This is a genomic window from Rhizorhabdus phycosphaerae (assembly GCF_011044255.1).
GTDB classification, from domain to species: domain Bacteria; phylum Pseudomonadota; class Alphaproteobacteria; order Sphingomonadales; family Sphingomonadaceae; genus Rhizorhabdus; species Rhizorhabdus phycosphaerae.
In genome coordinates, this window is record NZ_CP049107.1 from 560,046 (window position 1) to 586,271 (window position 26,226).

Sequence of the window (26,226 nt, forward strand, 5' to 3'; positions counted from 1 at the left end):
TATGGAACTGAAGCTCTATCAGGACCGGGCGCTGGACGCTCTGCGCCGGTTTCTCGCCACTGCGAAGGTCAAGGCACCGGCGCAAGCCTATGCCGAAACGGTGGCGGGAGCCGACCTCGGGAGCTACGGGCGCGGCGGCTACACGCCGGTCGACGGTCTGGAAGCCACGCCCTATTGCTGCCTCCGCCTGCCCACCGGCGGCGGCAAGACCTTGCTCGCGGCGCATGCGATCAAGGTAGCGGCGGACAGCTATATGGACCGGCCGTTCGTCCCGGTTATCTGGCTGGTGCCATCGAGCGCCATTCAGGTGCAGACGCTGGATGCGCTGAAACAGCCGCGCCACCCCTATCGCATGGCGCTGGAGGAAGCCTTTGGCGGAGCCGTTGCCGTGTTCGACATTTCCGAGCGGCGGCAAATCCGGCCGAAGGATTTTCTGGAAAAGACCGTCATCATCGTCGCCACCTATCAGGCGTTCCGCGTCGAGGACAAAAGCGACCGCAACGTCTATGCCGACGACGAGAACCTGGAGGATCATTTCCGCGACGCCAGAATGGGCGAAGGGCTGGACGTGGTGGAAAAGGGCCCGCGCCGGGGCGAGATCGCGCTGTCCTTCGCCAATGTCCTGTATCGCCAGCGGCCTTTGATGATCCTGGATGAAGCGCATAATTTCATGACCGGGCTGTCGGGCGGCACCAAGGCCCGGCTCAATCCCGCCGCGATCATCGAACTGACGGCGACGCCCAAGCCCAAATCGAACGTCATCGCCGTCGCTACCGCCATGGAGTTGAAGGCGGAGGACATGATCAAGATGCCGGTCCATCTGTCACAGCATGGCAGTTGGCAACAGGCGATAGCCCATGCCGTACAGAACCGGGCGTGGCTGGCCGGCATTGCGGCCAAGGACCCTGCGGGCATCCGCCCCATCGCGCTCTATCAGGCGCAGCCCGCAGCCGAGGGTAATGAAGCCACTGTGGAGGCTGTGAAGGCGCATCTGATCGAGGTGGAGCGCATTCCCGAAGAGGCCGTCGTCATCGCCACGGGCGACCAGCGCGGACTGGACGGCGTCAACCTGTTCGATCCGACCTGCAAGGTGGAACATGTCATCACGGTGCAGGCGCTGAAAGAGGGCTGGGATTGCTCCTATGCCTATGTGTTCTGTTCGCTCGCCAGCATCCGCGCAGCCGGCGCGGTGGAGCAGTTGCTGGGCCGGGTGCTGCGAATGCCCTTCGCCACCCGGCGAGCGTCGGAAGAGTTGAACCGGGCCTATGCCCATGTGTCCGAGAGGTCCTTCGCAGAGGCCGCCAGCGGATTGATGGACCGCCTGATCGAAATGGGCTTCGATGAACGTAGCGCCCGCGAGGCCATTCTCGACATGCCCGAGCAATTCTCGCTCGAAGGCGGAGACATTGGCCCGCTCTATCGGATTCCGGAACCGGTGAAGCTGACCGTGCAGGAACGGCCCGATGTGAGCGGCTGGTCCGCCCAAGCGCGCGACGCCCTGCGCATGGCCGATGACGGCGCGGGCAAAGTCCTGGTGGTTATCGCGTCCGATGCCAGCGACGAGGTGAAGCGAGAGATCGCCAACGCCATGGAACCGATCGCACCGGGTACCGTCGAGGCAGTGGAGCGCAACATCCAGCAGACCGAAACGGCCAAGTCACCGGCAGCGCGCGGCGTCCCCTTCGCCGTGCCGCAATTGCACATCATGGTGCAGGACGAACTGGAGCTGGCCTATCCGGAATCCTTCGTCGATCTGGCAGGCTGGGATCTGCTCGCGCATGACGCCGACCTCCCGGGCTTCACGCTCACCGAACAGCCGGACAGTTACGAGTTCGATATCGAGGGCGACCGGCTCGTCTACAGCCACGTCGCGACCTCGCTGGAGCTTGCGCTGGACGGCGCAACGCATTGGGACGCGGCAGCCCTGGCGCGCTTTCTCGACAAGGAAACCCGCCAGTTGCACACCGGGCAGGAAAGTTACCTGGAATATTGCAGGCGCGTCGTCTTCAGGCTGGTTCAAGATCGCGGCATTCCCCTCGCCGCACTGGTACGGGGAAAATATGCTCTGAAACGCGCCGTGCTGGCGCGCGTCGCACAACTGCGCGCAGAGACAGGCCGACGCGGCGTCCAGTTGTTCCTCGACGGAACGGGACTGCCAGACAGCCCCGGCCCGGCGCTCCACCGCTTCGACCCGTACCGCTACGAGGCCAGAAATCCCTACCAGGGCAGTTTCCGCTTCCGGAAGCATTATTATGCAGCGATCGGCGACCTGAAGGCGAAGGGCGAGGAATTCGAGTGCGCACAGGCAATCGATCGGCTGGACGCGATCAAGCATTGGGTTCGCAATGTCGACCGGGCCCCAGGTGCCTACCGGCTACCCACATCGACCGACTTTTTCTACCCTGACTTCGTGGCCGAACTGAAAGACGGACGACAGCTTGTAATAGAATATAAGGGTCGCCTGGACGACGACTCCGCCGAGAAGAACAATATCGGCCTGAAGGCGGAAGAAACGAGCGGCGGAAAGCTGCTGTTCCTGATGGCGGTCAAACAGGATGACGCCGGTCGTGGCGTCACCGAACAGATCCTGCACAAGCTCGGTTTGGGCGGCTGAGGCGGACCTTCCAATCTTGCCTTAGTGGCGTTTCGGTGGATTATTCTGATCACCACCCTTGCTGACGGGATCACCCATGTCCGTTCCGCCCAGAAATCCATCTATCAGCCAGGTCGAAGCCAATTCTGCTCCACAGAACGCAATCTGTCCCGACCCGCATCAAGAATCGCTCGCCCTGCTGAAGCTCCTCGCTCTGGGCCAGCAGGACATCGAAGCGGGCCGTACGAGGGCAGCGCATGACATCGTCGCGCGGCTTTCCGCGAAACGCGAGGCGGAGAACTCCTGACGGACTTTGGCGGCTCGAAAGCCGCCGTAGCTAGTAGCCTTCGGACGAACCCTCAGGCCAACTGTTCCCACGGATTGAACAGCGGCACCCCAGTCGTAAGGAAATCGGCGATGTCTTCGGCTCTTTCAAGTCACTCCCCGGCAGGCGGGAATGCCCGCCGGGGAGCGCATCCTCATTCCGCCGCTTGCGCCAGTGCCTCGACCTCGGGGCCGATGAACTCGCCCGGGAAGTGGCCGGCGAAGGCGCCGCGGTCGAAGGTGGGGATGCCGTTCACCATCGTCAGGCGCATCGGTGCGGGCTGGCGGGTGTAGCGGTAGGTGGTGCCGCCCTCCCCGTCGGGCACATCCCACGCCTTTTCGTCGGGCCGGCGCTCGATCTCGGCGAGGTCGAACACGACGATGTCGGCTTTCTTGCCCACCTTCAGCGTGCCGCGATCGGCGAGGTTGAAGTGGCGGGCGATGCGGCCGCTCAGATATTCGATCCCCTGCTCGATCGTCAGCTGCTTGCGGTCGCGGACATAGCGGGTGAGGAACAGGACATTGTCGCCCACGCCGCAGAACATCTGCCCATGCGCGCCGGAATCGCACAGATTGCCCACCGCCTGCGGGTCGGTCAGCAGCTTGTCGAGGGCTTCCTCATTGTTGGGGAAGTCGGCGGTCTTGATGATCGAGTCGGTGCCGTTGTCGAGCAGCCAGTCGGCCAGCGCGTCCGACGGGTGGTCGATGCCGTTGGCGTCCATATAGTCGCGCAGCGTGCCGGTGATCGGGCCGACGCCGGTCGCGCTCTCCATGAAGAAGATGTCCTCGGCCCGGCCGATCGGCGAGATCGGGAAGGTCTGCGCCCAGGATTCGCGCGCCCGCGCCCGCCATTCGGGGCTTTCGAGCAGCGCCATCTTCGCTTCTTCGCCCTTGGCCTGGACGAGCTCGCTCCACACATAATTGTTCGACTGGGCGAACAGCAGCGAGGAATTGAAGCTGACGATCGTGGTCGGCGAGATCACGTGGAAGCCCGGCCACACGTCATTGCCCTCGGCCTTGTTGCGCGCGTGAAGCGCCTCGGCCCCCTCGATCGCGAAGGACTGGAAGGCGAGCGTCGGCACGCTGCCGCCGATCTGCATGCGGATACCGTGCTTCTTGGCCAGCGCGCTCATCCGCTCCGAATTCTGCAGGCCGTCGAGGCGCATGAAGAAGTCGACGATGACCTGGACCAGCGCGCCCGGATGGCGGGCGATGACGGCGAACAGCGCGTCGAACTCGGCATCGTCGGCCTTGCGCGTCGGGATGGGTCGGTCGTTCTTGTCATGGTCGAGCAGGTTGCTCGACAGGCCAAGCGCGCCGGCGGACAGCGCGTCCTCCAGCAGGGCACACATCTGCTCGATCTCGGCCGGGGTCGCGGTCCGGTCCCAGGCTTCGAGGCCCATCACGGCCAGGCGGATCGCGATATGGCCGACGAAGGCACCGAAATTGACCGGCGTCTTCACATGCTTGACGACAGACGCCTTATATTCGCTCCACGTCTTCCAGTCCCAGGGCAGCATTTCGCGGAACGGCTTTTCGGGGATGTCCTCGAAGAAGGAGAAGATGTCGATCATCTCCTGCCGCACCGCCGGATCGTCATGCACCGGCGCCGCCGCGAATCCGCAATTGCCGTTGATCGAGGTGGTGACGCCATAGCCCGGCATCGGATCGAGCGTCGGCATCCACCACATCGGCGCGTCATAATGGTTGTGCGCCTCGATGAAGCCCGGTGTGACGTAGCAGCCGGTGGCGTCGATCACGCGCTCACGCTTCTCCGGGGCGAGATCGGGCGCGATCGCCACGATCTGCTGCCCGCGCACGCGCACATCGGCCTTGTAGGCGGGCGCTCCGGTGCCGTCGACGACGGTCCCGTTTTTGATCAGATACTTGTCTTGCATGGCTCTCTCTCCCGAATGCGGCGCGGACGGTTATCCTCATGCCCTTCGCCCGCAGATGATAGGCGCGGCCAGCGCCGCCGGCATCCATGCCAACGGGATATAGCTCGCCTGATGATCCCATGACGGCGACCGAATGAGCCAGAACGGCCCAGCTTGCTTTAGCGCTCGCGCGCGGCCATCCAGGCGCCGGCGTCGCGTTCGACCTGGCGAAGCGCGGCGAAGACCGACATGTCGGGCGCGGTGCTGCCCTTTCGGCCGAGATGGTCGATCTGCCCGTAATACCAGAACTGCACGGCGAAACCGGCGATGCCGTCGACCAGCTTGATCGACCGCAGCCAACCCAGCCAGCCCGGCAGCAGCGACAGCTGATCCTCATAGCGCGGGACGGCATCGGCCCCGGCGAGCAGCGCATGACAGGCGTCGGGCGCGCCGCAGAGCGGGCGGGCAAGCCCGATCAGGTCGGCGGCGCCCGTCGTCAGCGCATGGTCCATAGCCGCCCGGCTGCGGAAGCCGCCGGTCACCAGCAACGGCATCGCCTTGATCTCGGCCTTCATCGCCTTGGCGAAGTCGACGAAATAGGCTTCGCGCGCTGCCGTCGACGGGGCGATACCGCGCGGCTCCTCACGCTCGCCGATGCCGTCGAGGTCCATCATCGCCGGCTGCTCATAGGAACCGCCCGATATCTCAAGCAGGTCGACACCCTCCTGCTCCAGCCAGCGCGCGACCGTCAGGCTCTCGTCGAAGGCGAAGCCGCCCCGCTGAAAATCGGCCGAGTTGAGCTTGACCGAGACCGCAAAGTCCGGCCCCACCGCCGCGCGTACCCGGCGTACGCTCTCCAGCAGGAAGCGCGCACGATTGTCGAGGCTGCCGCCCCAGCGATCGGTACGCAGATTGGCCAGCGGGCTCAGGAACTGCGAGATCAGATAGCCATGCGCCGCGTGCAGCTGCACCCCGGTAAAGCCGGTATCGCGGGCCACGCGGGCGGCGGTGGCGAAGCGGCCGATCAGATCCTCGATCTCCTCCTCGGTCAACGGAACCGGGGTCGCGAAACGCCCGCCCGGCACGCGCAGCGCCACCGCCGAGGGCGCCTTGGGCGCGGGGTTCACGCCCTTCTGTGTCTGGCGCCCGGCATGGCTCAGTTGCATCCACAGCCCGTTGCCGGTCTCGGTACCTGCCGCCGCCCAGGCTTCGTAGCGCGCCATCGTCTCGCGGTCGGGCACGCGATCGAGGATGACATTGCCCGGCCGTTCGAGATGATCGCGGTCGATCACGACATTGCCGGTCAGCAGCAGCCCCGCCCCGCCCCGCGACCAGACGCCATAGAGCCGGGCGAGATCGTCGGTCGGCACGCCCTGCGGAGTCGCCAGCCCTTCGGTCATCGCCGCCTTGACGAGCCGGTTGGGGATGACGGCCCCACAGGGCAGGCGCAGCGGCTCTGCGATCGGCATCCTGACCGGCGTCATGTCGTTCATCCCCTGTCCCCTCGGCGCGCCGTGACGGCTGTCCGCGCCACTGTTGCGATTTTCGGCGCCGGCTCAACCGCAATTTCGGTAAGCTGGTTCCTTTTTTCGCCACGGGCTATGCAGAGGCGATGATGCTCGATCTCGTCCTGCGGATCGTCCGGTGGTTCGGGCGTCGGCTTCTCCTCTATGCGCTGCTCGTGGCGGCGATCGGCTTTGCGGCCATCGCGCTTCCCTGGCTTCGGCAACAAGTGGAGGGCGACCGCCAGGCCCGGCTCCACCACGCCGCATTGCTGGACGCCCGCCGGACGCTGCAGCCCGCTGTCGCCGGCGCCGCCGCGCAGGTCTCCCGCCGGGTCGATGCGGCGCGGCAGGGCGGACTCGGGGCGATCGACGCCCGGATTGTGGAAGTCGAGGCACAGCGGCAGGCGCTCGACCGCCGGATCGCCGCCACGCCCTCCTCGCTGATCCTCGTGGCGCAGGGCAATGACGCGCTCCTCCGGGCGAAACGCGACCAATTCGATCGGCTGCTGGCGGAACAGGAACTGGCTGGGCTGCGCGCGGCCCGCGCCGCGCTGCTCGCCGACCGCAATATGGTCGCCACCGCGCTCGACCTGCAAGCGCAGGCAACCGCGCTCCGACAGGCACAGGTCGCCTGCGACCAGGCGCAGGCCGCGCGCAAGAGTTATGAGGCACGCTGGCGCTGGCGGTGGCGCGCCTGGCTCGACAATGACGAACATCGCGCCCTCGTCCGCGCCGCCGACGGAGCCTGCGCCGATGCCGCCCGGCGACAGACCCTGCTCGACACCCGACAGGCCGCCGCACGCCGTGCGCGAGAGGCGCGCGACGGCCTCACCCGCACGGCCGACGACCTCGCCATCGCAACCGCCGAGCGCACGCGGATCTGGACGGCGCAGTTCGACGCCGAGCTCGCTACTGCCCGCGCGGCATGGGCGTCGAGCTGGAGCGAGCGTCTGTATCTCTGGGCCGATCGGCTCCATCTCGGGCGCATATTGACCGCCGCCGCCTGGGCCCTGCTCGCCATCATCCTGACCCCTTATGCGATCCGCCTCGTCTTCTTCTTCCTGCTGGCGCCCTATGCCGAGCGCCGCCGTTCGATCGCCCTGCGCAGCCCATCCGCTGGTGTTTCGGGTGCGGAGCCCGTCGCAATCCCGCTGCCGGGCCCCTCCTCGACCTCGGTTGCGATCCGCCTCGACGCCAATGAGGAACTGCTCGTGCGGCAGGACTATCTCCAGTCGGCCTCGCTCGACGGCAGCAAGGCGACGCGCTGGCTGCTCGACTGGCGCCACCCGCTGTCGAGCCTCGTCACCGGTCTCTGCTTCCTCACCCGGATAACCGGGGCTGGCGCGCTTACCACCGTTTCGGCCGTGCGCGATCCGCTGGCCGAGGTGCTGATCCTCGATCTTCCCGACGGCGCAGGCTGCGTGCTTCAGCCCCGCGCGCTCGCAGCGGTGGTCCATCCGGCCGGCCGGCCGTTACGCATCACCAGCCACTGGCGCTTCTTCTCGCTCGCCGCCTGGCTCACCCTGCAGCTGCGCTACCTCCAGTTTCACGGCCCCGGCCGCCTCATCCTCAAAGGACGTCGTGGGATCCGTGTGGAAGCTGCTGAAAAAGGACGCATCTTTGGGCAGGCACAGCTCGTCGGCTTTTCCGCCGACCTCCACTATGCCGTCGCGCGAACCGAAACCTTCTGGCCCTATTTCCTGGGACGCGAGCCGCTGTTCAAGGACCGGGTCGAAGGTGGCGCGGGCCTGCTGATCGTCGAGGAAGCGCCGCTGGCGGGAGCAGGCGGCGGAGCCCCCCGCCACGGCCTCGAGGGCGCCGCAGATGCCGCGCTCAAGCTGGTGGGGCTATGAGGAGGATGGTGACCCCGGCGCGATTCGAACGCGCGACCTTCTGCTTAGGAGGCAGACGCTCTATCCTGCTGAGCTACGGAGTCCCGGCCAAGGCTCATAGCGAGGCGCTTGCGCCGGGTCCAGAGCGGGCGCCATGAGGCGCGACAGCGGGGGTCAGTTCTCGCTGCCCGGCGGACGAACCGGCAGCGGCAACGGAGCGACAGGGATGCCCTCTTCGATCAGGGCCCTGGCTTCATCCGCGCTGGTCTGCCCATGGATCGGACGGCTGTCCTCCTCGCCCAGATGCATCGCCCGCGCGCGATCGGCGAAGCCCTTGCCGACATATTCGGAGCCTTCGAGGATCCTGGCCTGGATCTCGGCGATCCTGGCGACCATCTCCTTGAACTGCTCGGGCGCCGGCAGATTGGCGCCAGCAGGCACGACCGCGCCGCCGGGAGCAGCGGCCGGCACCACGGCACGGCTAACAGAGTCGGACCGGCTATTGCCCTTGGGCGCGACATTCGGCGCCATGACGGCCTTCTCGACCTCGGACGATCCGCAATAGGGGCAGGACACCAGTCCCCTCGCCTTCTGATCCTCATAATCGGCCGAGGACCCGAACCAGATCTCGAACACATGGCCGGCGGGACGACAGGCCAGATCGAACACGATCATGAGCAGGTCTCCACCGCACCGATGGGCCGACGGTGGCGCAGTGCGGGAACGCGGGCGCGCACGTCGGTGAGCCGGTCCATGTCGATGTCGGCGAACCCGATGCCTTCGCTCTCCCCCATGTCGAGCAGCACTTCGCCCCAGGGGTCGACCACCAGCGAATGACCGAAGGTCGCGCGCCCGTCCTCGTGCCGCCCGGTCTGGCCGGCTGCGACGACGAAGGCGCCGGCTTCGACCGCACGGGCGCGCAACAGGACGTGCCAGTGCGCCTTGCCGGTCGGAACGGTGAAGGCCGCTGGGACCGACAATATCTCGGCCCCCGCATCGCTCAGCGCGCGGTACAGGTCGGGAAAGCGCATGTCGTAGCAGATGGACAGGCCGATCCGCGCCCAGGGGGTCGTCGCGATGACGCTCCGTTCGCCCGGCGCATAGGCCGCAGATTCGCGCCAGCTTTCGCCGGTGGGCAGGTCGACGTCGAACAGGTGCATCTTGTCGTAGCGCGCCCGGATCGAACCCAGGTCGTCGATGACGAAGCCGCGATTGACGAGCCGCCCGCCACTCCCGCCTTTCAGCGCCAGCGAACCAAGATGCACCCACAGGCCATGGTCACGCGCCGCAGTCCGCACCGACGCCAGGACCGGATCATCGCCCTCCTCGCTGAGATGTTCGGCGGCGCGCTTCCGATCCTGGTCGAGCAGGCCCGACATTTCGGGGGTGAAGAGCATGTCCGCCCCGCCGGCCTTCGCCTCCGCCATCGCGGCAACGAGCCGCGCGGCATTGGCCTCCGGATCGATGCCGGTGCGGCTTTGGAGGACGGCAATGCGCATCAGGCGGCAAGCAGCGGGTCGAGCTTGCCCGCACGGTCGAGCGCGTGGATATCGTCGCAGCCGCCGACAGGGCTGCCGTCGATGAAGATCTGGGGCACGGTCGAACCGCCCTTGGCGCGTTCGATCATCTCGGCGCGCTTCGGGCCGCCCATGCTGATATCATATTCCTCATAATCGACTCCCTTGCTCTGCAGCAGCGACTTCGCGCGCGAGCAATAGGGGCAGAACGCCTTGGTGTAGATTTCGACCTTTGCCATGAGCCTCGATTTCCTTGCTTTCGCCCGAGATGTTGTCGCCGGGCCCGATTGTCAACGCGCGGGATCGTCGTCACGCACCACGCGCGCCCAGCAGAGCAGTTCGACCCGGGCCGCCCCTGCCCGCTTGAGCGCCCGGGCGCAGGCATTGGCGGTCGCGCCGGTGGTGTAGACATCGTCGATGAGCAGCACCTTGCGCCCCTTGACCAGGGTGCGGTCGCGTACCGCAAAGGCCCCGCGAACCGTCTTCGCCCGCGCGACAGGCCCCTGGCCCCGCAACGGAGGGGTTGCCCGGGTGCGCTCGACCAGATCGAGTGCCAGGCTGTGCCTTCCCTCCTCGGCGAGCGCGCGGGCGATCAGCGCGGACTGGTTATAGCCACGGCTCCAGATTCGCCAGCGGTGGAGCGGGACCGGCGCGAGCAACCAGTCGTCTCCGGGCGGCAAATGTCGCCGCATCTGGATCGCAACCGTCCGCGCGATGCCCGGCCGCCTCCCATATTTGAGCTTGAGCGCCAGCGCCCGCGCGATCGGCCCGTAGACGACCGCCGCACGCATCGCGTCATAGGCGGGCGGATCGGCAAGGCAGGCACCGCACTCCGCGTCCTTGCCTGGGTCGATCTCGAACGGCTCGCCGCACCGTCGGCACTGCGGCGCGCCAAGGAACCGCATCGCCGTCCAGCAATCCAGACAGAACTGATGGGGCCCAGCTGCGATCGTGCCGCAGCCGGGGCAGCGCGGGGGCAGCGCGAAACGCAGCGCCGCATCGGTCATGCCCGCCATCGCACGCATCACGCCCATGCCGCCCTGCCCCCGCTGCCCGTGCCGGCCACCAACGCCGCTTGTCACGCACGACGCACGGCGGCACAAGCGCGCATCATGGATCAGCCCGAGATTTTCGACCGCCGCCTGCGGCGCCTGCGCCGCAACCGCGCCGCACAGGACTTCGCGGCGCATGACTTCCTGATCGATCATATGGCAAGCGAGCTTGCCGAACGGCTGGCGATGGTCACCCGCCGTTTCGATCGCGCCCTGCTCCTCGGCTGTCACGACGGACGCCTGTCAGCCTATTTCACCGCGCCAGACCGCCGGCTCTTCGCCGCCGATCCCGGTTTCGCCTTCGCCCGAGCCAGCGGCGGAATCCAGTGCGACGAGGATCGCCTCCCCTTCGCCGATGGCAGCTTCGACCTGATCGTGGCGCTGGGGACACTCGACGGTGTCAACGACCTGCCGGGCGCGCTCTCGCTTGCGCGGCGCGCGCTGCGTCCCGACGGCTTGTTTCTCGGGGCCTTTCTCGGTGCGGGAAGCCTTTCCTGGCTGCGCGGTGCGCTGATGGAAGCCGACGAAGCGGCAGGCGGCGGGGTAGCGCCGCGTATTCACCCGCAGGTCGACGTGCGCTCGGCAGGCGACCTCCTGTCGCGCGCGGGCTTTGCGCTTCCGGTGGCCGACGGCGAGCGGCTCGATGTCGGTTACGGCGATCCGATAAAGCTCCTTCATGATCTGCGCGGCATGGCAGGCGGCAACATCCTGCTCTCCCGTCCACGCCACCTGTCCGGCGGTCGCGCCTGGCTGGGGGCGTTGTTCGAAGCCTTTCAGCGGGCCACCGACCCGGATGGTCGGGTGCGCGAGCGCTTCGAGATCGTCTATCTGTCGGGATGGGCGCCCGACCCGGGACAGCCAAAGCCGGCCCGGCGCGGCAGCGCCACCGCCTCGCTGGCCGACGCGCTCCGGGCGCCAAAGCCGCGATAATCCTTGGCCCCTGCGGCGCAGCCTGGTGAAAGCCTATGGACTTACGCCGCGCCCTGCGTGTATGGAGCGCCGCATATGACGCGGTTCAGCGCCCTTCTCCTGCTTCGACTTACGCGCCCTTAGGCGCGCGTTTCCGCTTGTGGCCAGGATCGGCCCGACAAGCCACGGCGTCTAAGGGTCAGAATATCACCCCGAATGACAACCCTGCACAGGAGCAGGTACCGTGACCAAGAATATCAAGATTTTCGACACCACCCTGCGCGACGGGGAGCAGTCTCCCGGTTGCTCGATGAACCTCGAGGAAAAGCTGCAGGTCGCAGCCCAGCTCGAGACGCTGGGCGTGGACATCATCGAAGCCGGCTTTGCCATTGCCTCCCCCGGCGACTTCGAAGCCGTTTCGGAGGTCGCGCGCCAGTGCAAGAAGGCGACAGTCGCCAGCCTCGCCCGTGCGGCACAGGCCGATATCGAGCGCGCCTGGGAAGCCGTGCAACATGCCGTGGCACCGCGCATCCACACCTTCATCGCCACCTCGCCGCTCCACATGCGGGTTAAGCTGAACAAGTCGCCCGAAGAAGTGCTGGAGGCGATCGACCGGACTGTCCGGATGGCGCGCAACCTGTGCCCGGACGTCGAATGGTCGGCCGAGGACGCCACCCGCTCCGAGCCCGATTTCCTCGCTCGCGCGATCGAGGTCGCCATCGCCGCCGGCGCTCGCACGATCAACCTGCCCGACACCGTCGGCTACGGCACGCCCGAAACCTATGGCGCGATGTTCCGCGACATGATCAATCGCGTGCCCAATGCCGATCTCGCGGTGTTCTCGACCCACTGCCACAATGATCTGGGCCTTGCCGTGGCCAACACGCTGGCGGCCGTCATGGCCGGCGCGGGTCAGGTCGAATCGACGATCAACGGCATCGGCGAACGCGCCGGCAATGCCGCCGTCGAGGAAATCGCGATGGCGCTGCGCGTCCGGCAGGACGTGATGCCCTACGCCACGAACATCGTCGCGAACGAGATCACGCGTTCGTCGCGGCTGATCTCGGGCATCACCGGTTTCCAGGTGCAGCCGAACAAGGCGATCGTCGGCGCCAATGCCTTCGCGCATGAAAGCGGCATTCACCAGGACGGGATGATCAAGGACAGCTCGACCTACGAGATCATGACGCCGGAGAGCGTGGGCCTGACCCACAGCAATCTGGTCATGGGCAAGCATTCGGGCCGCGCCGCCTTCCGCCAGAAGCTCGAAGAGCTGGGCTATACGCTGGGCGACAACGCCTTCCAGGACGCCTTCGGCCGGTTCAAGCAGCTCGCCGATGCCAAGAAGGCTGTCTATGACGAGGACATCATCGCGCTGGTCGACGACGAGGTTCTGCGCGGTCACGACGCCATCCAGGTGAAGGAAGTCGAGGTCTATTGCGGATCGAACGGCCCGCAGCGCGCCATCCTGACGCTGGAAGTCGATGGCGAGGAAAAGACCGTTACGTCGCGCGGCAACGGCCCGGTCGACGCGCTCTTCAACGCGATCCGTCTGATCGTCCCGCACGACAGCTCGGTGCTCGAGCGCTACGAGGTCCATGCGGTCACCGGCGGCACCGACGCGCAGGCGGAAGTCTCCGTCCTGCTGTCTGAAAATGGCCGCACGACGCGCGGTCGCGGCGCGCATCAGGATACGATGGTCGCTTCGGTCCGCGCCTATGTGAACGCGCTCAACAAGATGATGGTGAAGCGCGGCCGCGCGCCGGTGGACGCCAGGGTCGGCTGAGCCTCCAAGCCGGCCAAACGGGAACGGCTTCACCCAATCGGGTCGAAGCCGTTCCCCTTTTCCCCCGTTTTCGAAGAAAGCGAAGATGATGAAGCCTTCCGCCGATCATGGCGTTCGCTGGCGGCTGATCGGCTTCGCCCTGTCCGCGACGGGCTCCCTTCTGTTCGCGCTCAAGGGCATTCTCATCAAGCTGATCTATGTCTACGGCATCGACACGACCGCGCTGCTCGCGATCCGCATGGGCCTGTCGCTGCCGATCTTCCTCGGCGTAGGCCTGTTCGAGTGGATCCGCCGCCTGCCCGCCGACCGGCCGGACGCGAAATCGCTCGGGCTCGCTGCCGCTATCGGGGTACTCGGCTATCATTGCTCGTCCTGGCTCGACTTCGAGGGGTTGCAGACGCTTGAGGCCCAGACCGAGCGGCTGATCCTCTTCACCTATCCTTTTCTCGTCATCATCTTCGGGCGGATGATCTTCGGCCACCGGCTGCGCGCCCATGCGCTGGGCGGTGCCGGGCTTGCCTATGCCGGGCTCGCCGTGATGTTCGGCGCCGAGCCGGCAAGGCTCAGCCCATCGATGCTGACGGGCGCGACGCTGGTGTTCGGCGCCGCGGCGACCTTCGCGCTCTACCAACTGTTCGCCCGCGAGCTGATCCTGCGCTGCGGCCCGGCGCTGTTCACCGCCGTCGCGATGAGCGCGGCGTCGGTTTCGCTGATCGCGCAATTCCTGCTCACCCGCGATATCGGCGAGCTGGCAGCACCCGCGCCAGCCTGGCGACTGATGGTCGCGCTGGCGATCTTCTCGACTGTCGTTCCGACCTTTCTGATGTCGGCCGGCACGGCGCGGATCGGCGCGCAGGGAACGGCGATCATCTCGACCGTGAGCCCTCTCCTTACCATCATTCTCGCCGTGGCGATCCTGGCCGAACCCTTTGGCTGGCCCGAAGCGGTCGGGACGCTGCTGGTCATCGGCGGCACCGGACTGTTCACCCTGATCGAAACCCGGAGCCAGCGTCGAGCGCGTTGACAGGTCACGCCGATCGGCGCAGCCCGTCGCCCACTATCAGGAGGACGACATGGCGCTCACGGCATTGCTCATTCCCACCTTCCGCCAGATGCTCCGGGCGCTCGACGGCTGGCTGGGCAAGGCGGCCGACCATTGGACCGCAGAAGGCCGGAACCCCGACGATATTCTCGCGCTCCGGCTCGCGCCCGACATGTATCCGCTCGCTTCGCAGCTCCGCTTTGCCTGCTTCCAGGCACAGGAGCCAGTGTGGCGCCTGCGCGGATTGGCCATGCCCGACGAACTGCTGGCCCTCCGAGCGGGTGCCTGGAGCCCAGGTGGGGACGGTGAGACGCTCGAAGAGGCACGGATGCACATCGCAGGGGCGATCGATCTACTGGGATCGGTCACGCCGGATGCGCTCGATGCCCATGCGGGACAACCGATCGCACTCGAACTGCCGAACGGCATGATCTTCGACATGGACGGCACGAGCTATGCCCGCGACTGGGCGCTCCCCCAATTCTATTTTCACAGCACGACCGCCTATGCGATCCTGCGCAGCCATGGCGTACCGCTCGGCAAGCCCGACTACGTCCCGCAGATGTTCGCCTATATTCGGCCCGGCACTATGCCCACGACGTAACGCCCCGATCAGATGCCCGCATACCAGGCGTAGTCATGGTGGTCCTCCCAATAGCCACCTTTTCCCAGCCCATATTCACTCAGGCCAGCAACTACCTGGATATACTGCACATATTTTGCGTGCTTGTACCCCAGCTGGCGTTCGACCCGTAACCGCAGCGGCGCGCCATTGCCCACCGGCAGCAGCGCGCCGTTCAAGCCCCAGGCCATGATCGTCTGCGGGTGGAAGGCATCGATAAGGTCGATGCTCTCATAATAGGGCATCGGGCCATAACGATCGGCGCACCGGAAGATCAGATAGCGGGCGCCGTCGCGTAGCCCGGCCATGTCGAGAAGCAGTTTGAGCGGCACACCGGTCCACTGGCCGATCGCGCTCCACCCCTCCACACAGTCGTGCCGCGTAATCTGGGTGCGCGCGGGCATAGAGCGGATCTGCGTCATGGAGAGCGAAAGCGGACTCCGGACCAGGCCATCGATGGTCAGCTTCCAATCGGAAAAACCCGCCTGTTTATGCGCTTCATAATCGGCACCCGCCGGCTGGAAGGTTCCGTTGGATCGGAAGACCGGCGAGAGGTCCGCACGCGAGAATTCGGGCGCGAGGGCGTCGCGTCCGGCAATCAGCCGCTGCGATCGCATCGTCAGACCTTCAGCAGACTTCAAAGCCGTTCGTACCGAGGGCAGAGCGTTGATCCGGTCGCATCCGCCCAGGAGCAGACCGCCGGTCCCTGCGGCAAAGCCTGCCAGCAGGCGGCGTCGCGTGATCGTCATGCCCGCTCCTCCGGTAGCTTGTACCAGCCCGTCACCATCGACCGTATTTCGTTGAACGGGCCTGCGAGGATCACCATCGCGATATGGACGATGAAGAAGGCGACGAGGCCGGCAGCACATAGAAAATGGATCGAGCGCGCCGACTGCCGTCCGCCGAACAGCTCGAGCAACCAGGGCCAGGCGGCATTCATCGCGGGGGACATCGTCAGTCCGGTCAAGATGATGACTGGCAATAACAAAGCTATAACAGAGAGATAGGCGATCTTCTGCAGAATCCCATAGCGCTTTGCAGCTTCCCCGCGCGGGAAACGCAGCCGCGCATGCGCAACGATGTCCGACCAGAGGTGCCGCAGTCCAAGCTCGTGGCGGCGCGGCAGGAGGTCCTTCCTGAAATGGCCGTTGACGATGCTTGCCGCGAAGAAAAGAAGCGCCGATCCAACCAATATCCAGGCGAAGAAAAAGTGCCAGAGCCGTGCATCGGCAAGGCTGTAGCTCGTCGGTATCGTCGCCCAGCCAGGAAAGGCCCGACGACGCTCGATGCCCGCGCTATCTTTCCATAGCCCCAGCACACCCGTCGTCTCGAACCGCTCCCGGCCCAGCACGAGCAGCCCCTTGTCCCCGCGCGAGCCGATCTGCAACCATGCCTTGTCGCTATTGGCGCCATAATCGCCCCAGTAGAGGCGCGGATGCGCGTTGAAGATCATCAGACCGCTCATCAGCATGACGAGCATCGTGGCGGCGTTGACCCAATGCCAAAGCCTCGTCGGCCAGCGATGCCGCTTGACCAGAAGCGGCAGCTGCGTCGCTGATGAAGGCTTTCCAAGAGGCTCTGCTCGGGCTTCATCCTCTGGATCGTCGATGCGCACCACAGACCGCTCTTGCTCCGGAATTCCACGGGTAAGGGACCGTACACCGTTTCGTTTAGCGATTCATTAGGGATGATCGGGCACTGTCCCCATCCGGTCATAACGGGACAAGGACAGACGGACGGCGATGGCTTCCGTGAGCGAACAGCAACAGACGGACGTGCGGCGTTTCGGCCGACACCGGATCATGCTGGCCGCGAATCTCTATTCGGTCCATGGCGAGCTGAACTGCGTCCTCCTCGACGTCTCGCAAGGCGGCGCCATGCTCAGCGCTACCCCGCCCCTGCCCGTCGGATGCCGCCTGCTGCTCGAACGCCATGCTTTCGAAGTGCCGGGAATCGTCCGCTGGGTCGAAGGCAACCGGTTCGGCGTGCAGTTCGAGGAGTCGATTCCCGAAGACGTGGTGCAGGGGCTCGTGTCCAAGAGCGCCCAGCAGGACTGAACGCCTCCCGCCGCCGACGCCATTGTCAGGCGAGCATGCGGGTCAGCGCCTGCGCCGTGAAATCGACCATCGGCACGATGCGGGCATAGTTGAGTCGGGTCGGGCCGATCACTCCCACCACGCCGAGCACGCGGCCATCACCGCCGCGATAGGGCGCGGCGATCACCGAAGAACCCGACAACGAGAACAGCTTGTTCTCCGCCCCGATGAAGATCTTGATGCCTTGACCGCCACGCGCGCTGTCGAGCAGGCGGGCGATCTCCTCCTTGCCTTCTATCTCGTCGATCAATTGCCGAACGCGTTCGAGATCGTCGGCCGCCGCCGGATCGATCAGATTGGCCTGCCCGCGCACGATCAGGACCGGCCGCGCACTGCCGTCCTGCGACCACACGGCGAGGCCCTGGGTGACCAGCGACGCAGCGGCCGCATCCAGCGCCGCACGGCCCCGCTTGAGTTCGGCCTCGATCCTTGCCTTGGCCTCGGTCAGAGACAGTCCTGCAAGCCGATCGTTGATGAAATTGCCGGCCTCGACAAGCGCCGAAGGAGGGACACCCGGCGGCAGATCGACGACCCGGTTCTCCACGCTGCCGTCCTGCCCGACCATCACCGCCACGGCCTGCTCGCGCGATAGCGGAACGAAGCTGAACTGCCGCAGGACGAGTTCGCGCGGCGGAACGAGCACGATCCCGGCGCAGGCGGAAAGCCCGGACAGAATCGCACTGGTCTGCGCCAGCGCTTCTTCGACCGGCCCGCCCCTGGCCGCGCGCGCTTCGATCGCAGCGCGCTCGTCGGCCGAAGGCTCGGCCGTCTGCATCATGCCGTCGACGAAAAGGCGCAGGCCGGTTTGGGTCGGCATCCGCCCCGCCGATGTATGTGGTGCCTCGAGGAGGCCGAGTTCCTCCAGGTCCTGCATGACGTTGCGAATGGACGCCGGAGACAGGTTCAGGCCCGCCAGCTTGGAAATGGTACGCGACCCGACGGGCTGCCCATTACCGAGATAGCTTTCCACGACCACGCGAAAGACCTCGCGCGCTCGGGTCGACATTTCGGACAGGGGCACGGCGTTCACATCGTGAAGATAGGGAATGGAAGCCGCCTGCTCAACAGGCTTCCAACTTCTTCGACGCGCGCCTAAGGGGGCGGCACATAGCAAGAAGGAATTCCCATGCGCCCATCCGGCCGCACGCCCGATCAGATGCGGGCTATCAGCATCGAAACCGGCTTCACCGTCCATGCCGAAGGCTCCTGCCTGATCAGCTTTGGCGACACCCGCGTGCTCGTCACCGCCTCGGTCGAGGAAAAGGTGCCGCCGTTCCTGCGCGGCAAGGGTCAGGGCTGGGTCACCGCCGAATATGGCATGCTCCCGCGCGCTACGCACACGCGCGGCAGCCGCGAGGCCGCCAAGGGCAAGCAATCGGGCCGGACCCAGGAAATCCAGCGGCTCATCGGCCGCTCGCTGCGCGCGGTCGTCGACATGGAGAAGCTGGGCGAACGGCAGATCGTGATCGACTGCGACGTCATCCAGGCCGATGGCGGCACGCGGACGGCGTCGATCTCCGGCGGCTGGATTGCGCTGCGGCTGGCGGTCGACAAGCTGCTAGCGTCGGGCGCGTTGAGCGAGGACCCGATCACCGCCCAGATCGCGGCGGTCTCCTGCGGCATCTACGAAGGCACCCCCGTTCTCGACCTCGATTATATCGAGGATTCGAACGCTCATGCCGATGCGAACTTCGTGCTGCTCGACAATGGCAATATCGCCGAGGCCCAGGCGACCGCCGAGGGCGCGACCTATGACGAGGAAGCCCTGCTCCGCCTGCTGCGCCTCGCCCGTATCGGCTGCGGCGAGATCTTCGCGGCACAGCGCAAGGCGACCGGCCGGTGAACGGCCCGGCCGACATCGTCCACCGCAAGCTGGCGCCCGGGAAGCTGGTGATCGCCAGTCACAACAAGGGCAAGCTGCGCGAGATCGCCGAACTGCTCGCGCCGTTCGGGATCGAAACGGTGTCGGCCGGCGCGCTGGGCGTGCCCGAACCCGAGGAGACCGGCACGACCTTCATCGCCAATGCCGAGCTCAAGGCCCGCTTCTCCGCAGACCTGACCGGCCTGCCGGCACTCTCCGACGACAGCGGCCTGTGCGTCGAGGCCCTGGGTGGCGACCCCGGCATCTTCTCGGCGCGCTGGGCGGAGCGCGAGGATGGCAGCCGCGATTTCGGCGAGGCCATGCGCCGGGTTCATGCGCGCCTGGAGGAGCAGGGACCGGAGGCTGGACGCGACGCGCATTTCATCTGCGCTCTGTCGCTTGCCTGGCCCGATGGCCATGTCGAAAGCTTCGAGGGACGGGTCGACGGACTGCTGATCTGGCCCCCGCGCGGCGAGAATGGATTCGGCTATGACGCGATGTTCCAGCCGCTCGGGCATGACATCAGCTTCGGCGAGATGGAGCCGAAGGCCAAGCACGCGATGAGCCACCGGGCGGACGCCTTTGCCAAACTCGTCGCGGCGGTCTTCTGACCGCCCGGCGATCCCGGTGACGCCAATGGCGCGGACGGCACAGGTGCGGGACGACGACCTGGCGCTTTACGTCCACTGGCCGTTCTGCGTGTCGAAATGCCCCTATTGCGACTTCAACAGCCATGTCCGCGAACAGGTCGATCAGGCCGCGTGGCGGGCCGCACTCCTCACCGACCTGGCGCATGAGGCCTCCCGTCTTCCGGGTCGGCGGCTGACCTCGATCTTTTTCGGCGGCGGCACGCCTTCGCTGATGCCACCGGCGACCGTCGCCGCTCTGATCGACGCAGCCGCCGGACATTGGACGATGGCACGCGACATCGAGGTGACGCTTGAGGCCAACCCCTCATCGGTAGAGGCTGCGCGCTTCGGCGACCTCGCGGCCGCTGGGGTCAACCGGGTTTCGCTTGGCCTTCAGGCGCTCGACGATCCGACACTGGCGTGGCTCGGTCGCGCCCACAGTGTCGACGAAAGCCTGCACGCGCTCTCGATCGCCCAGTCGGCGTTCGAGCGGGTCAGCATCGACCTCATCTATGCGCGTCCGGAACAGACGCTCGAAGCCTGGCTCGACGAGCTTGAGCGGGCGCTCCACTTCGGAACCGAGCATGTTTCGCTGTATCAGCTGACGATCGAGCCGGGCACGCAGTTCGCGACGCGCTTTGCGCGCGGCGAGCTTGTCCCTCTCGACCCCGACGCCGCTGCACTTCAGTTCGAAGCGACGAGGGAACGCATGACGGCGGCCGGTCTTCCGGCCTATGAAACGTCGAACCATGCCCGCCCGGGCGCCGAAAGCCGCCACAATCTTACTTATTGGCGCTACGGCAATTATTGCGGCATCGGCCCCGGCGCGCATGGGCGTCGCGACGGCGTCGCCACCGCCCGGCGCAGGAAGCCGGAGAATTGGCTGCGGCGGGTCGACGAAATCGGCCATGGCATTGAGGTGGAAGAACCGCTGAGCGGGCGCGAACGGGCGCAGGAGGCGCTGATCATGGGCCTGCGCCTGACCGAGGGCGTCGATCTCGCCCGGATTGCCCGGCTATCGCAGATGCCGATCGATGCCCTGGTCGACAGAAAGGCCATCATCCGGCTGAGCCACCAGGGTCTCGTGACTTTCGGCGACGAATGCCTGCGGGTAACCGACGCCGGTTCGCTCCTCCTCGACGGAGTATTGGCCGAGGTCGTCAGCGCCTGATTGCACATTCTGCAACTGCGCCGACTTGTTACGAAATTGCGTCAGACCGATGACAGGCATAGAGCGCGCTGCATCGCACAATCGCATGTGCGAGATAACAAAACATGTTCGCAGGAAAAGAAAAATGCGCTATTTTGAAGGTGCGACCACTGCGATCCTCGCGATCGCAGCACAGGCGCTCGCGATCGGTGTGGTCGTCGCGCTCTAAGCAAGGTCGGCGGCGGATCGTGCCCAGGCACTTCCGCCGCCAACACCCTTCTTAGCCGCCCTGCCTCATTCCGCGAAGCTGACCGGCGCCGGCGAGATCGTCTTGACGCCAGCCGGGCTTGCCTCACCGATTTCCAGCGCGCGCTCGGCGACACCGTTCATGCCGAAGCGAAACGCACCGTCGACGCCGACGAACCCATCCTTGTCCCGCAGCGCCGCAACCGGGAATTTCGAACCGACTTTCCAGTCGGCCCCGATCTTCACGACCAGCAGCATCGAATCATAGCCGAGGCTCGCGAGACGGAACGGCGCCTTGCCGAACTGGCGGCGATAGGCCGCCGCCAATTGCCGATAGCGTGCGTCCGACACGCTTGCGAACCAGGCGCCCGATAGCGCCGGTGCCGTCAGCGCGGACTGTTCCGCCGCCCACAGCTCGGTCCCCAGGATTCGCATCTTCGCAGGCGACACCTTGCGCAGCATGGGAACCGCCGTTGCGGCGAGACGGGCATTGTCGGCCACCAGCACCGCATCCCATTCCTGCTGGGTCCGGCCAAGCTCGGCCACCGCCTTCTGGAGCGACGCTCCCGTCCGCTCATAGCTCTTCATCGCGACCAGATTGCCGTCGGCGCCTTCGATCGAGTGGATGATCGCCGTCGATGCGTTACGTCCATATTGGCCGGTCGGCACCAGCGCCGCGAAACGCTGAAGGCCCTTGCCGCGCGCGAAACGGATCACCCGCTCGATCGACTGAGTCGGCGAAAAGCCCATGACGAACACACCATTCCCCGCAACCGAAACGTCGTTGGAATAGGAGACGACGGGAATCGCCGCCTTGCGCGCAACCGCTGCGACCGACGCGGCATCCTCGGACAGCAAAGGCCCAAGAAACAGGGCGTTTCCATCGGCGATCGCCCGATTGGCGGCAGCCAGCGCGCCCGGGGCCGTGTCATAGGTCGTCATGCGGATCGACTTGTTGCCGGTATCGATCAGGGCCATCGTCGCCGCATTGGCGATCGACTGGCCGACCGCGGCATTGGCGCCGCTGAGCGGCACGAGCAGCGCCACGCGATGCCGGGCACTATCTTTCGGAAGCTCGCTTTCCTGCTCCTGAGCGACCGGCGGCGGGGTTGCCGGCCCCGGCCTACCCTTTGGAACCATGCCCTGACAGCCCGCGAGCAGGGCGGCCAGGCCGAGCACAGCTCCCTTGAGCCATGCATGTCCAGCTTGCCTATGTGCAACAGCCTCTGCCATCTGTTTCGCCTTATGAACCAGTTTGTCGAAACGGACGCGACCGATGCGCAAGCATCCGAAGCACCCCTCCCCCCAGGCCTGTATATCGTGGCCACCCCGATCGGCAACTTGGGCGACCTGTCCCCACGCGCCGCGTCGATCCTATCGCGCGTCGAAGCGATTGCGGTGGAGGACAGCCGGGTCACGGCCAAGCTTCTGCACCATCTCGGCATCAAGCGGCCGATGACCCCCTATCACGACCATAATGCCGACAAGGTGCGCCCCGGGCTGGTCGAACGCATGGCCCATGCGCCGGTCGCGCTCGTGTCCGATGCGGGCACGCCGCTGATCTCGGACCCCGGTTACAAGCTGGTCCGCGACGCGCGCGCCGCCGGCATTGCCGTCACCACCATCCCCGGCCCCTGCGCCGCCGTCGCCGCGCTGACGCTGGCAGGGCTTCCGACCGATCGCTTCTTTTTCCTCGGCTTCCTGCCCTCCAAGGAAAAGGCCCGCGCCGAAGCGATCGAGGAGGTTGCCGCGATCCGCGCGACGCTGATCCTCTACGAATCGGGACCGCGCCTCGGCGCGACCCTCGCCGCCCTTGCCAAAGGGCTCGGCGACCGCGAAGCCGCCGTCGTCCGCGAAATCAGCAAGCGCTTCGAAGAGAGCGTCGCCGCCCCTCTGTCGGTGCTGGCCGAACGCTATGCCGAGTCCGGCCCCAAGGGTGAGATCGTGATCGTCGTCGGCCCGCCCGGCCCGGCGCCCGCCGCCACCCAGGACGACGCTGAAGCCCTGCTCCGCACGGCCCTCCAGCACCTCCCAGCCGCCAAGGCCGCCGGCGAAGTCGCCCGCGCGACCGGCCTCAACCGCCGCGACCTCTACGCCCGCGCGATGGAGATGAAGGACGAGGAGGAGTGAGCCGGCAGGCGGCCGAGCGCCAGGGCCGCCATGGCGAGGCCGCCGCCGCCTGGTGGCTGCGTCTCCAGGGATGGCGGATCGTCGGTCGCCGCGTGAAAACGGGCCGAGGAGAAGTCGACCTCGTTGCGCGCCGTGGCCGGACGCTCACCTTCGTTGAAGTCAAAACGCGCGGAACGCAGGAAGCGCTCGACCTCGCGATCGACGAGCAGCGGCTGCGACGTGTGGTCGATGCCGCCCATGCGCTTCTGCCGCGCTATGGCAAGGGCGCCGAGGAAGTGCGGATCGACGTGATCCTGCTGCGGCCATGGCGGCTGCCTGTGCATCTGCGCAACGTCTGGCATGGCTGACCTTCCTGCGGGGGTAGCGGAACGACCTGCGAACCCCTAGGTAAGCGGCGCAACTTACGGAGCCCGCCATGACCCTCAATGTCGCCGTCCAGATGGACCCTCTGGAGACGATCAACATCGCGGGCGATTCCACCTTCGCGATTATGCTCGGCGCGCTCGAACGCGGGCACAAGCTCTGGCATTATCAGGCGGGCGACCTCTGCTATCGCGACGGGCGGGTGACCGCACCGGCGCGTCCGATCCTGAAACTTCAGCGCGTCGCGGGCGACCATTTCGCGGTTGGCGACGTCGAGGTCATCGATCTGGCCGACGATATCGACGTCGTCCTGATGCGGCAGGATCCGCCGTTCGACCTCGCCTACATCACCGCCACGCATCTGCTCGAGCGGATCCAGCACAAGACCCTCGTCGTCAATGACCCGGCCTCTGTGCGCAACGCGCCCGAAAAGCTGTTCGTGCTCGATTATGCGCGCTTCATGCCGCCGACGATGATCACCCGGCGGCTCGACGACGCGCGCGCCTTCCATGCCGAACATGGCGAGGTGGTGGTCAAGCCACTCTACGGCAATGCCGGGTCGGCGGTGTTCCATGTCGGCCGGAACGACGCCAATCTTGCCGCGCTGACCGAATTGTTCGGACAGGTGTGGCGCGAGCCCTTCATGGTGCAGGCCTTCCTTCCCGACGTGACCAAGGGCGACAAGCGGATCGTGCTGGTCGACGGCAAGGTTTCCGGCGCGATCAACCGCCTGCCCAAGGCCGGCGAGATCCGGTCCAATCTGGCCGCCGGGGGACGCGCCGATGCGACCGAACTGACCCCACGCGAAGAGGAAATCTGCGCGGCACTCGGCCCCGACCTCGCCGCGCGCGGTCTGCTGTTCGTCGGCATCGACGTCATCGCCGGGCACCTGACCGAGATCAACGTCACCTCCCCCACCGGGATCGTCGCGATCGACCGCTTCAACGGTACCAACACTGCCGCGCTGATCTGGGACGCCATCGAGGGACGCCTGCGCGCTCGATAATCGGATGAGCGACTGGATCCAGCGGCTGATCGCCGATGGGGGTTATTTCGGCCTCTTCCTGCTCATGCTGGCGGAGACGGTCTTCCCACCCATTCCGTCCGAAGTCATCATGTCGATGGCCGGCCTGCAGGCAGCGAAAGGCATTCTTTCGCTCCCCGGCGCCATTCTGTCTGGTTCGGCGGGCGCCATGCTCGGCAACCTGCTCTGGTACCTGCTCGCCCGCGGCCTAGGCATGGACCGGCTTCGCCCGTTGATCGAACGATATGGCCGCTGGCTGACGATGGACTGGGGAGAGGTCGATCGCGCCGAGCGATGGTTTGCGCGCCACGGCTATCTGATCGTTTTCGTCGGGCGGATGATGCCGACCCTTCGTTCGCTGATCTCGGTGCCCGCCGGTCTGCTGCGCATGCCCATACTGCCCTTCGCCCTCTCGTCCGCGCTCGGCACGATCGGCTGGTCGGCGATGCTGGCCCTTGGTGGCTGGGTGCTGGGCACCCGCTTCTCGCAGATGGAGGCCTGGCTCGACGTCGCTGCGACGGCGGCGCTGATCCTCATGGCCGGGCTGTATCTGTGGCGCCTGGCGACATGGCGGCGGTCGCGCTGACCGCAGGGGGTCAGGCCGAAGCGCGCAGCACCAGTTCCGGCTCCATCACGACCGAGTCACAGGCATCCCCGGCGATCCGGCGGAACAGCCGGTCGACCATCTCGAATGCGCCACGCCTGATGTCCTGACGGATGGTCGTCAGTGCCGGGCTGAATTGCGCGGCGGTCGGGACATCGTCATAGCCGATCACCGAAACGTCCGCCGGGACGGCCAGTCCCCGGTCGGCCAGCGCGCGAACGGCCGCCATCGCGATGACGTCCGAGGCGGCGACGATGCCGTCCGGAGCGCGATTGGCCGCGAGATGATCCGCGAACAGCTGATAGGCGCCTTCCGGCGTCAGCGAGGCCGGCAATACCCCTGCCGGTTCTATCCCGGCTTCGCGATGCGCATCGAGAAAGCCCGTATAGCGTGCGCTGATCTCGGGAACGTCGGCATGGCCGGCGAACAGGATGTGGCGCCTGCCCTTCTGGATCAGATGACGGGCGGCGATCCGTCCCCCGGCGACATTGTCGGTGCCCACCGAACAATATTTCTGGCCCTCGGCAAACTCGCCCCAGACGACCAGCGTCGAATAATTGTCCGCAGCTTCCTCGAGCACGTCTTCCTGATTCGACTGGCCGATCACGATCACACCGTCGAGCCGGCCGGAATTGGCCAGCGAATCGAGCCATAGCTTGTCGGTCGGAATGACGCGCGTGAGGAGCAGGTCATAGCCGCGATCGGTCACGGCATCGGCGACATGGCCCAATATCGTAATGAAGAAGGGATCGGAGACATGCTGGCCGACTTCATGCCCCAGCGGGAAGACGATCCCGATCGCGTTGGTCCGCTTCAGGCGGAGGTTTCGCGCCATCTGGTTCAGACGAAACCCATGCTCGCGGGCCAGCGCATTGATCCGGGTGCGCGTGTCGAGGCTGATCATCTTGCTGCCGGCAAGAGCCCGCGAAACGGTGGACGCCGAAACGCCTGCAAGGCGCGCCAGATCGGATATGCTGCTAACCGCGCCCTTGCCCCTGGCTCCAGACTTCACGTCATTTGGCATTGATGCGCCCCTTGGGCGGCCGGATCGGCCGCAGCTTTCA

General features: G+C 66.2%; 26 protein-coding genes and 1 tRNA gene. 15 read left to right on the top strand and 12 right to left on the bottom strand.

What is annotated here, in order from left to right; translation table 11 throughout:
* Position 1 precedes the first annotated feature (1 nt).
* Together G6P88_RS02585 and G6P88_RS20175 are read left to right on the top strand one after the other, a co-directional pair.
* Positions 2–2,614, top strand: coding sequence for a DEAD/DEAH box helicase (locus G6P88_RS02585; RefSeq protein WP_165321696.1), 2,613 nt, complete (start codon positions 2–4; stop codon positions 2,612–2,614).
* Between the two features lie 76 nt (positions 2,615–2,690).
* Positions 2,691–2,900, top strand: a complete 210-nt coding sequence (locus tag G6P88_RS20175) for a hypothetical protein (protein ID WP_206335844.1) — start codon at positions 2,691–2,693, stop codon at positions 2,898–2,900.
* A 172-nt stretch (positions 2,901–3,072) separates the two neighbouring features.
* Here G6P88_RS20175 and G6P88_RS02595 read toward each other — a convergent pair whose 3' ends face one another.
* Positions 3,073–4,815: an N-acyl-D-amino-acid deacylase family protein gene (locus G6P88_RS02595; RefSeq protein ID WP_165321697.1), complete on the bottom strand. Its 1,743-nt coding sequence runs from the start codon at positions 4,813–4,815 to the stop codon at positions 3,073–3,075.
* A 158-nt stretch (positions 4,816–4,973) separates the two neighbouring features.
* The gene (locus tag G6P88_RS02600) at positions 4,974–6,287 is read right to left on the bottom strand and encodes an NADH:flavin oxidoreductase/NADH oxidase family protein (protein WP_226946698.1); all 1,314 of its coding nucleotides are present in this window, start codon (positions 6,285–6,287) and stop codon (positions 4,974–4,976) included.
* A 119-nt stretch (positions 6,288–6,406) separates the two neighbouring features.
* On the opposite strand from G6P88_RS02600, the gene G6P88_RS02605 reads away from it, so the two are divergent.
* Positions 6,407–8,152 (top strand): hypothetical protein, encoded by a 1,746-nt coding sequence (locus tag G6P88_RS02605; protein WP_165321698.1) that lies wholly within the window; start codon positions 6,407–6,409, stop codon positions 8,150–8,152.
* Positions 8,153–8,158: 6 nt separating this feature from the next.
* Here G6P88_RS02605 and G6P88_RS02610 read toward each other — a convergent pair.
* The 5 genes from G6P88_RS02610 to G6P88_RS02630 all read right to left on the bottom strand — a co-directional run bounded on the left by G6P88_RS02610 (position 8,159) and on the right by G6P88_RS02630 (position 10,673).
* Positions 8,159–8,235: transfer RNA gene (locus G6P88_RS02610), tRNA-Arg, on the bottom strand.
* Positions 8,236–8,305: 70 nt separating this feature from the next.
* Positions 8,306–8,806 (bottom strand): DUF1178 family protein, encoded by a 501-nt coding sequence (locus G6P88_RS02615; RefSeq protein WP_165321699.1) that lies wholly within the window; start codon positions 8,804–8,806, stop codon positions 8,306–8,308.
* Positions 8,803–9,630, bottom strand: a complete 828-nt coding sequence (locus G6P88_RS02620; RefSeq protein ID WP_165321700.1) for a carbon-nitrogen hydrolase family protein — start codon at positions 9,628–9,630, stop codon at positions 8,803–8,805. Before G6P88_RS02620 ends, G6P88_RS02615 begins: the two co-directional genes overlap by 4 nt.
* Complete coding sequence (grxC, locus tag G6P88_RS02625) at positions 9,630–9,887, bottom strand: glutaredoxin 3 (protein WP_165321701.1); 258 nt, start codon at positions 9,885–9,887, stop codon at positions 9,630–9,632. Before grxC ends, G6P88_RS02620 begins: the two co-directional genes overlap by 1 nt.
* Before the next feature lie 51 nt (positions 9,888–9,938).
* Positions 9,939–10,673: a double zinc ribbon domain-containing protein gene (locus tag G6P88_RS02630; protein ID WP_425594486.1), complete on the bottom strand. Its 735-nt coding sequence runs from the start codon at positions 10,671–10,673 to the stop codon at positions 9,939–9,941.
* 87 nt (positions 10,674–10,760) lie between these two features.
* Between G6P88_RS02630 and G6P88_RS02635 the strand changes: the two genes are divergently transcribed.
* From G6P88_RS02635 to G6P88_RS02650, 4 genes are all read left to right on the top strand, one after another.
* Positions 10,761–11,630, top strand: a complete 870-nt coding sequence (locus tag G6P88_RS02635; protein WP_165321702.1) for a methyltransferase domain-containing protein — start codon at positions 10,761–10,763, stop codon at positions 11,628–11,630.
* Between the two features lie 223 nt (positions 11,631–11,853).
* Positions 11,854–13,395, top strand: coding sequence for a 2-isopropylmalate synthase (locus G6P88_RS02640; RefSeq protein ID WP_165321703.1), 1,542 nt, complete (start codon positions 11,854–11,856; stop codon positions 13,393–13,395).
* An 85-nt stretch (positions 13,396–13,480) separates the two neighbouring features.
* A complete protein-coding gene (locus tag G6P88_RS02645; RefSeq protein ID WP_165321704.1) occupies positions 13,481–14,419 on the top strand; it encodes a DMT family transporter in 939 nt (312 codons plus the stop codon).
* 49 nt (positions 14,420–14,468) lie between these two features.
* Positions 14,469–15,041, top strand: coding sequence for a DUF1993 domain-containing protein (locus G6P88_RS02650; RefSeq protein WP_165321705.1), 573 nt, complete (start codon positions 14,469–14,471; stop codon positions 15,039–15,041).
* An 8-nt stretch (positions 15,042–15,049) separates the two neighbouring features.
* Here G6P88_RS02650 and G6P88_RS02655 read toward each other — a convergent pair whose 3' ends face one another.
* Both G6P88_RS02655 and G6P88_RS02660 read right to left on the bottom strand, forming a co-directional pair.
* The gene (locus G6P88_RS02655; protein WP_165321706.1) at positions 15,050–15,808 is read right to left on the bottom strand and encodes a molybdopterin-dependent oxidoreductase; all 759 of its coding nucleotides are present in this window, start codon (positions 15,806–15,808) and stop codon (positions 15,050–15,052) included.
* Positions 15,805–16,605 carry a cytochrome b/b6 domain-containing protein gene (locus G6P88_RS02660; RefSeq protein ID WP_165324859.1) on the bottom strand — a complete coding sequence of 267 codons (801 nt, stop codon included), beginning with the start codon at positions 16,603–16,605 and terminating at the stop codon, positions 15,805–15,807. Before G6P88_RS02660 ends, G6P88_RS02655 begins: the two co-directional genes overlap by 4 nt.
* Before the next feature lie 196 nt (positions 16,606–16,801).
* On the opposite strand from G6P88_RS02660, the gene G6P88_RS02665 reads away from it, so the two are divergent.
* Positions 16,802–17,116 (top strand): PilZ domain-containing protein, encoded by a 315-nt coding sequence (locus G6P88_RS02665; RefSeq protein WP_165321707.1) that lies wholly within the window; start codon positions 16,802–16,804, stop codon positions 17,114–17,116.
* Positions 17,117–17,141: 25 nt separating this feature from the next.
* Here the strand turns inward: G6P88_RS02665 and hrcA are convergent, their stop codons facing one another.
* Positions 17,142–18,161, bottom strand: a complete 1,020-nt coding sequence (gene hrcA / locus G6P88_RS02670; RefSeq protein WP_425594487.1) for a heat-inducible transcriptional repressor HrcA — start codon at positions 18,159–18,161, stop codon at positions 17,142–17,144.
* Positions 18,162–18,281: 120 nt separating this feature from the next.
* Between hrcA and rph the strand changes: the two genes are divergently transcribed.
* The 3 genes from rph to hemW are packed head-to-tail and all read left to right on the top strand — an operon-like array spanning position 18,282 to position 20,816.
* Positions 18,282–18,998 (top strand): ribonuclease PH, encoded by a 717-nt coding sequence (gene rph / locus G6P88_RS02675; RefSeq protein WP_165321709.1) that lies wholly within the window; start codon positions 18,282–18,284, stop codon positions 18,996–18,998.
* Positions 18,995–19,627, top strand: a complete 633-nt coding sequence (gene rdgB, locus G6P88_RS02680) for an RdgB/HAM1 family non-canonical purine NTP pyrophosphatase (protein WP_165321710.1) — start codon at positions 18,995–18,997, stop codon at positions 19,625–19,627. The genes rph and rdgB overlap by 4 nt, the downstream gene beginning before the upstream one ends.
* Before the next feature lie 25 nt (positions 19,628–19,652).
* Entirely contained in the window at positions 19,653–20,816 is a 1,164-nt protein-coding gene (gene hemW, locus G6P88_RS02685; protein WP_165321711.1) for a radical SAM family heme chaperone HemW, read from the top strand.
* 273 nt (positions 20,817–21,089) lie between these two features.
* On the opposite strand, the gene G6P88_RS02690 is transcribed toward hemW, so the two are convergent.
* The gene (locus G6P88_RS02690) at positions 21,090–22,274 is read right to left on the bottom strand and encodes a penicillin-binding protein activator (RefSeq protein ID WP_165321712.1); all 1,185 of its coding nucleotides are present in this window, start codon (positions 22,272–22,274) and stop codon (positions 21,090–21,092) included.
* A 12-nt stretch (positions 22,275–22,286) separates the two neighbouring features.
* Between G6P88_RS02690 and rsmI the strand changes: the two genes are divergently transcribed.
* The 4 genes from rsmI (at position 22,287) to G6P88_RS02710 (ending at position 25,144) form a co-directional block, all read left to right on the top strand.
* Positions 22,287–23,171, top strand: a complete 885-nt coding sequence (gene rsmI / locus G6P88_RS02695; protein ID WP_165324860.1) for a 16S rRNA (cytidine(1402)-2'-O)-methyltransferase — start codon at positions 22,287–22,289, stop codon at positions 23,169–23,171.
* A complete protein-coding gene (locus G6P88_RS02700; protein ID WP_165321713.1) occupies positions 23,168–23,518 on the top strand; it encodes a YraN family protein in 351 nt (116 codons plus the stop codon). The genes rsmI and G6P88_RS02700 overlap by 4 nt, the downstream gene beginning before the upstream one ends.
* Before the next feature lie 68 nt (positions 23,519–23,586).
* On the top strand, positions 23,587–24,540 hold the full coding sequence (gene gshB, locus G6P88_RS02705; RefSeq protein WP_165321714.1) for a glutathione synthase: 954 nt from the start codon (positions 23,587–23,589) through the stop codon (positions 24,538–24,540).
* 4 nt (positions 24,541–24,544) lie between these two features.
* Entirely contained in the window at positions 24,545–25,144 is a 600-nt protein-coding gene (locus tag G6P88_RS02710; protein WP_165321715.1) for a DedA family protein, read from the top strand.
* A gap of 10 nt (positions 25,145–25,154) precedes the next feature.
* Here G6P88_RS02710 and G6P88_RS02715 read toward each other — a convergent pair whose 3' ends face one another.
* On the bottom strand, positions 25,155–26,186 hold the full coding sequence (locus tag G6P88_RS02715) for a LacI family DNA-binding transcriptional regulator (protein WP_165321716.1): 1,032 nt from the start codon (positions 26,184–26,186) through the stop codon (positions 25,155–25,157).
* Between the last annotated feature and the right edge of the window lie 40 nt (positions 26,187–26,226).

Excerpts from the sequence above, each read along its gene's own strand:
- G6P88_RS02585 (WP_165321696.1), top strand. The coding sequence starts at position 2 with ATGGAACTGAAGCTCTATCAGGACCGGGCGCTGGACGCTCTGCGCCGG.
- G6P88_RS20175 (WP_206335844.1), top strand. The coding sequence starts at position 2,691 with ATGTCCGTTCCGCCCAGAAATCCATCTATCAGCCAGGTCGAAGCCAAT.
- G6P88_RS02595 (WP_165321697.1), bottom strand. The coding sequence starts at position 4,815 with ATGCAAGACAAGTATCTGATCAAAAACGGGACCGTCGTCGACGGCACC.
- G6P88_RS02600 (WP_226946698.1), bottom strand. The coding sequence starts at position 6,287 with ATGAACGACATGACGCCGGTCAGGATGCCGATCGCAGAGCCGCTGCGC.
- G6P88_RS02605 (WP_165321698.1), top strand. The coding sequence starts at position 6,407 with ATGATGCTCGATCTCGTCCTGCGGATCGTCCGGTGGTTCGGGCGTCGG.
- G6P88_RS02615 (WP_165321699.1), bottom strand. The coding sequence starts at position 8,806 with ATGATCGTGTTCGATCTGGCCTGTCGTCCCGCCGGCCATGTGTTCGAG.
- G6P88_RS02620 (WP_165321700.1), bottom strand. The coding sequence starts at position 9,630 with ATGCGCATTGCCGTCCTCCAAAGCCGCACCGGCATCGATCCGGAGGCC.
- grxC (WP_165321701.1), bottom strand. The coding sequence starts at position 9,887 with ATGGCAAAGGTCGAAATCTACACCAAGGCGTTCTGCCCCTATTGCTCG.
- G6P88_RS02630 (WP_425594486.1), bottom strand. The coding sequence starts at position 10,673 with ATGCGTGCGATGGCGGGCATGACCGATGCGGCGCTGCGTTTCGCGCTG.
- G6P88_RS02635 (WP_165321702.1), top strand. The coding sequence starts at position 10,761 with ATGGATCAGCCCGAGATTTTCGACCGCCGCCTGCGGCGCCTGCGCCGC.
- G6P88_RS02645 (WP_165321704.1), top strand. The coding sequence starts at position 13,481 with ATGATGAAGCCTTCCGCCGATCATGGCGTTCGCTGGCGGCTGATCGGC.
- G6P88_RS02650 (WP_165321705.1), top strand. The coding sequence starts at position 14,469 with ATGGCGCTCACGGCATTGCTCATTCCCACCTTCCGCCAGATGCTCCGG.
- G6P88_RS02655 (WP_165321706.1), bottom strand. The coding sequence starts at position 15,808 with ATGACGATCACGCGACGCCGCCTGCTGGCAGGCTTTGCCGCAGGGACC.
- G6P88_RS02665 (WP_165321707.1), top strand. The coding sequence starts at position 16,802 with ATGGCTTCCGTGAGCGAACAGCAACAGACGGACGTGCGGCGTTTCGGC.
- hrcA (WP_425594487.1), bottom strand. The coding sequence starts at position 18,161 with ATGTCGACCCGAGCGCGCGAGGTCTTTCGCGTGGTCGTGGAAAGCTAT.
- rph (WP_165321709.1), top strand. The coding sequence starts at position 18,282 with ATGCGCCCATCCGGCCGCACGCCCGATCAGATGCGGGCTATCAGCATC.
- hemW (WP_165321711.1), top strand. The coding sequence starts at position 19,653 with ATGGCGCGGACGGCACAGGTGCGGGACGACGACCTGGCGCTTTACGTC.
- G6P88_RS02690 (WP_165321712.1), bottom strand. The coding sequence starts at position 22,274 with ATGGCAGAGGCTGTTGCACATAGGCAAGCTGGACATGCATGGCTCAAG.
- rsmI (WP_165324860.1), top strand. The coding sequence starts at position 22,287 with ATGAACCAGTTTGTCGAAACGGACGCGACCGATGCGCAAGCATCCGAA.
- gshB (WP_165321714.1), top strand. The coding sequence starts at position 23,587 with ATGACCCTCAATGTCGCCGTCCAGATGGACCCTCTGGAGACGATCAAC.
- G6P88_RS02710 (WP_165321715.1), top strand. The coding sequence starts at position 24,545 with ATGAGCGACTGGATCCAGCGGCTGATCGCCGATGGGGGTTATTTCGGC.
- G6P88_RS02715 (WP_165321716.1), bottom strand. The coding sequence starts at position 26,186 with ATGCCAAATGACGTGAAGTCTGGAGCCAGGGGCAAGGGCGCGGTTAGC.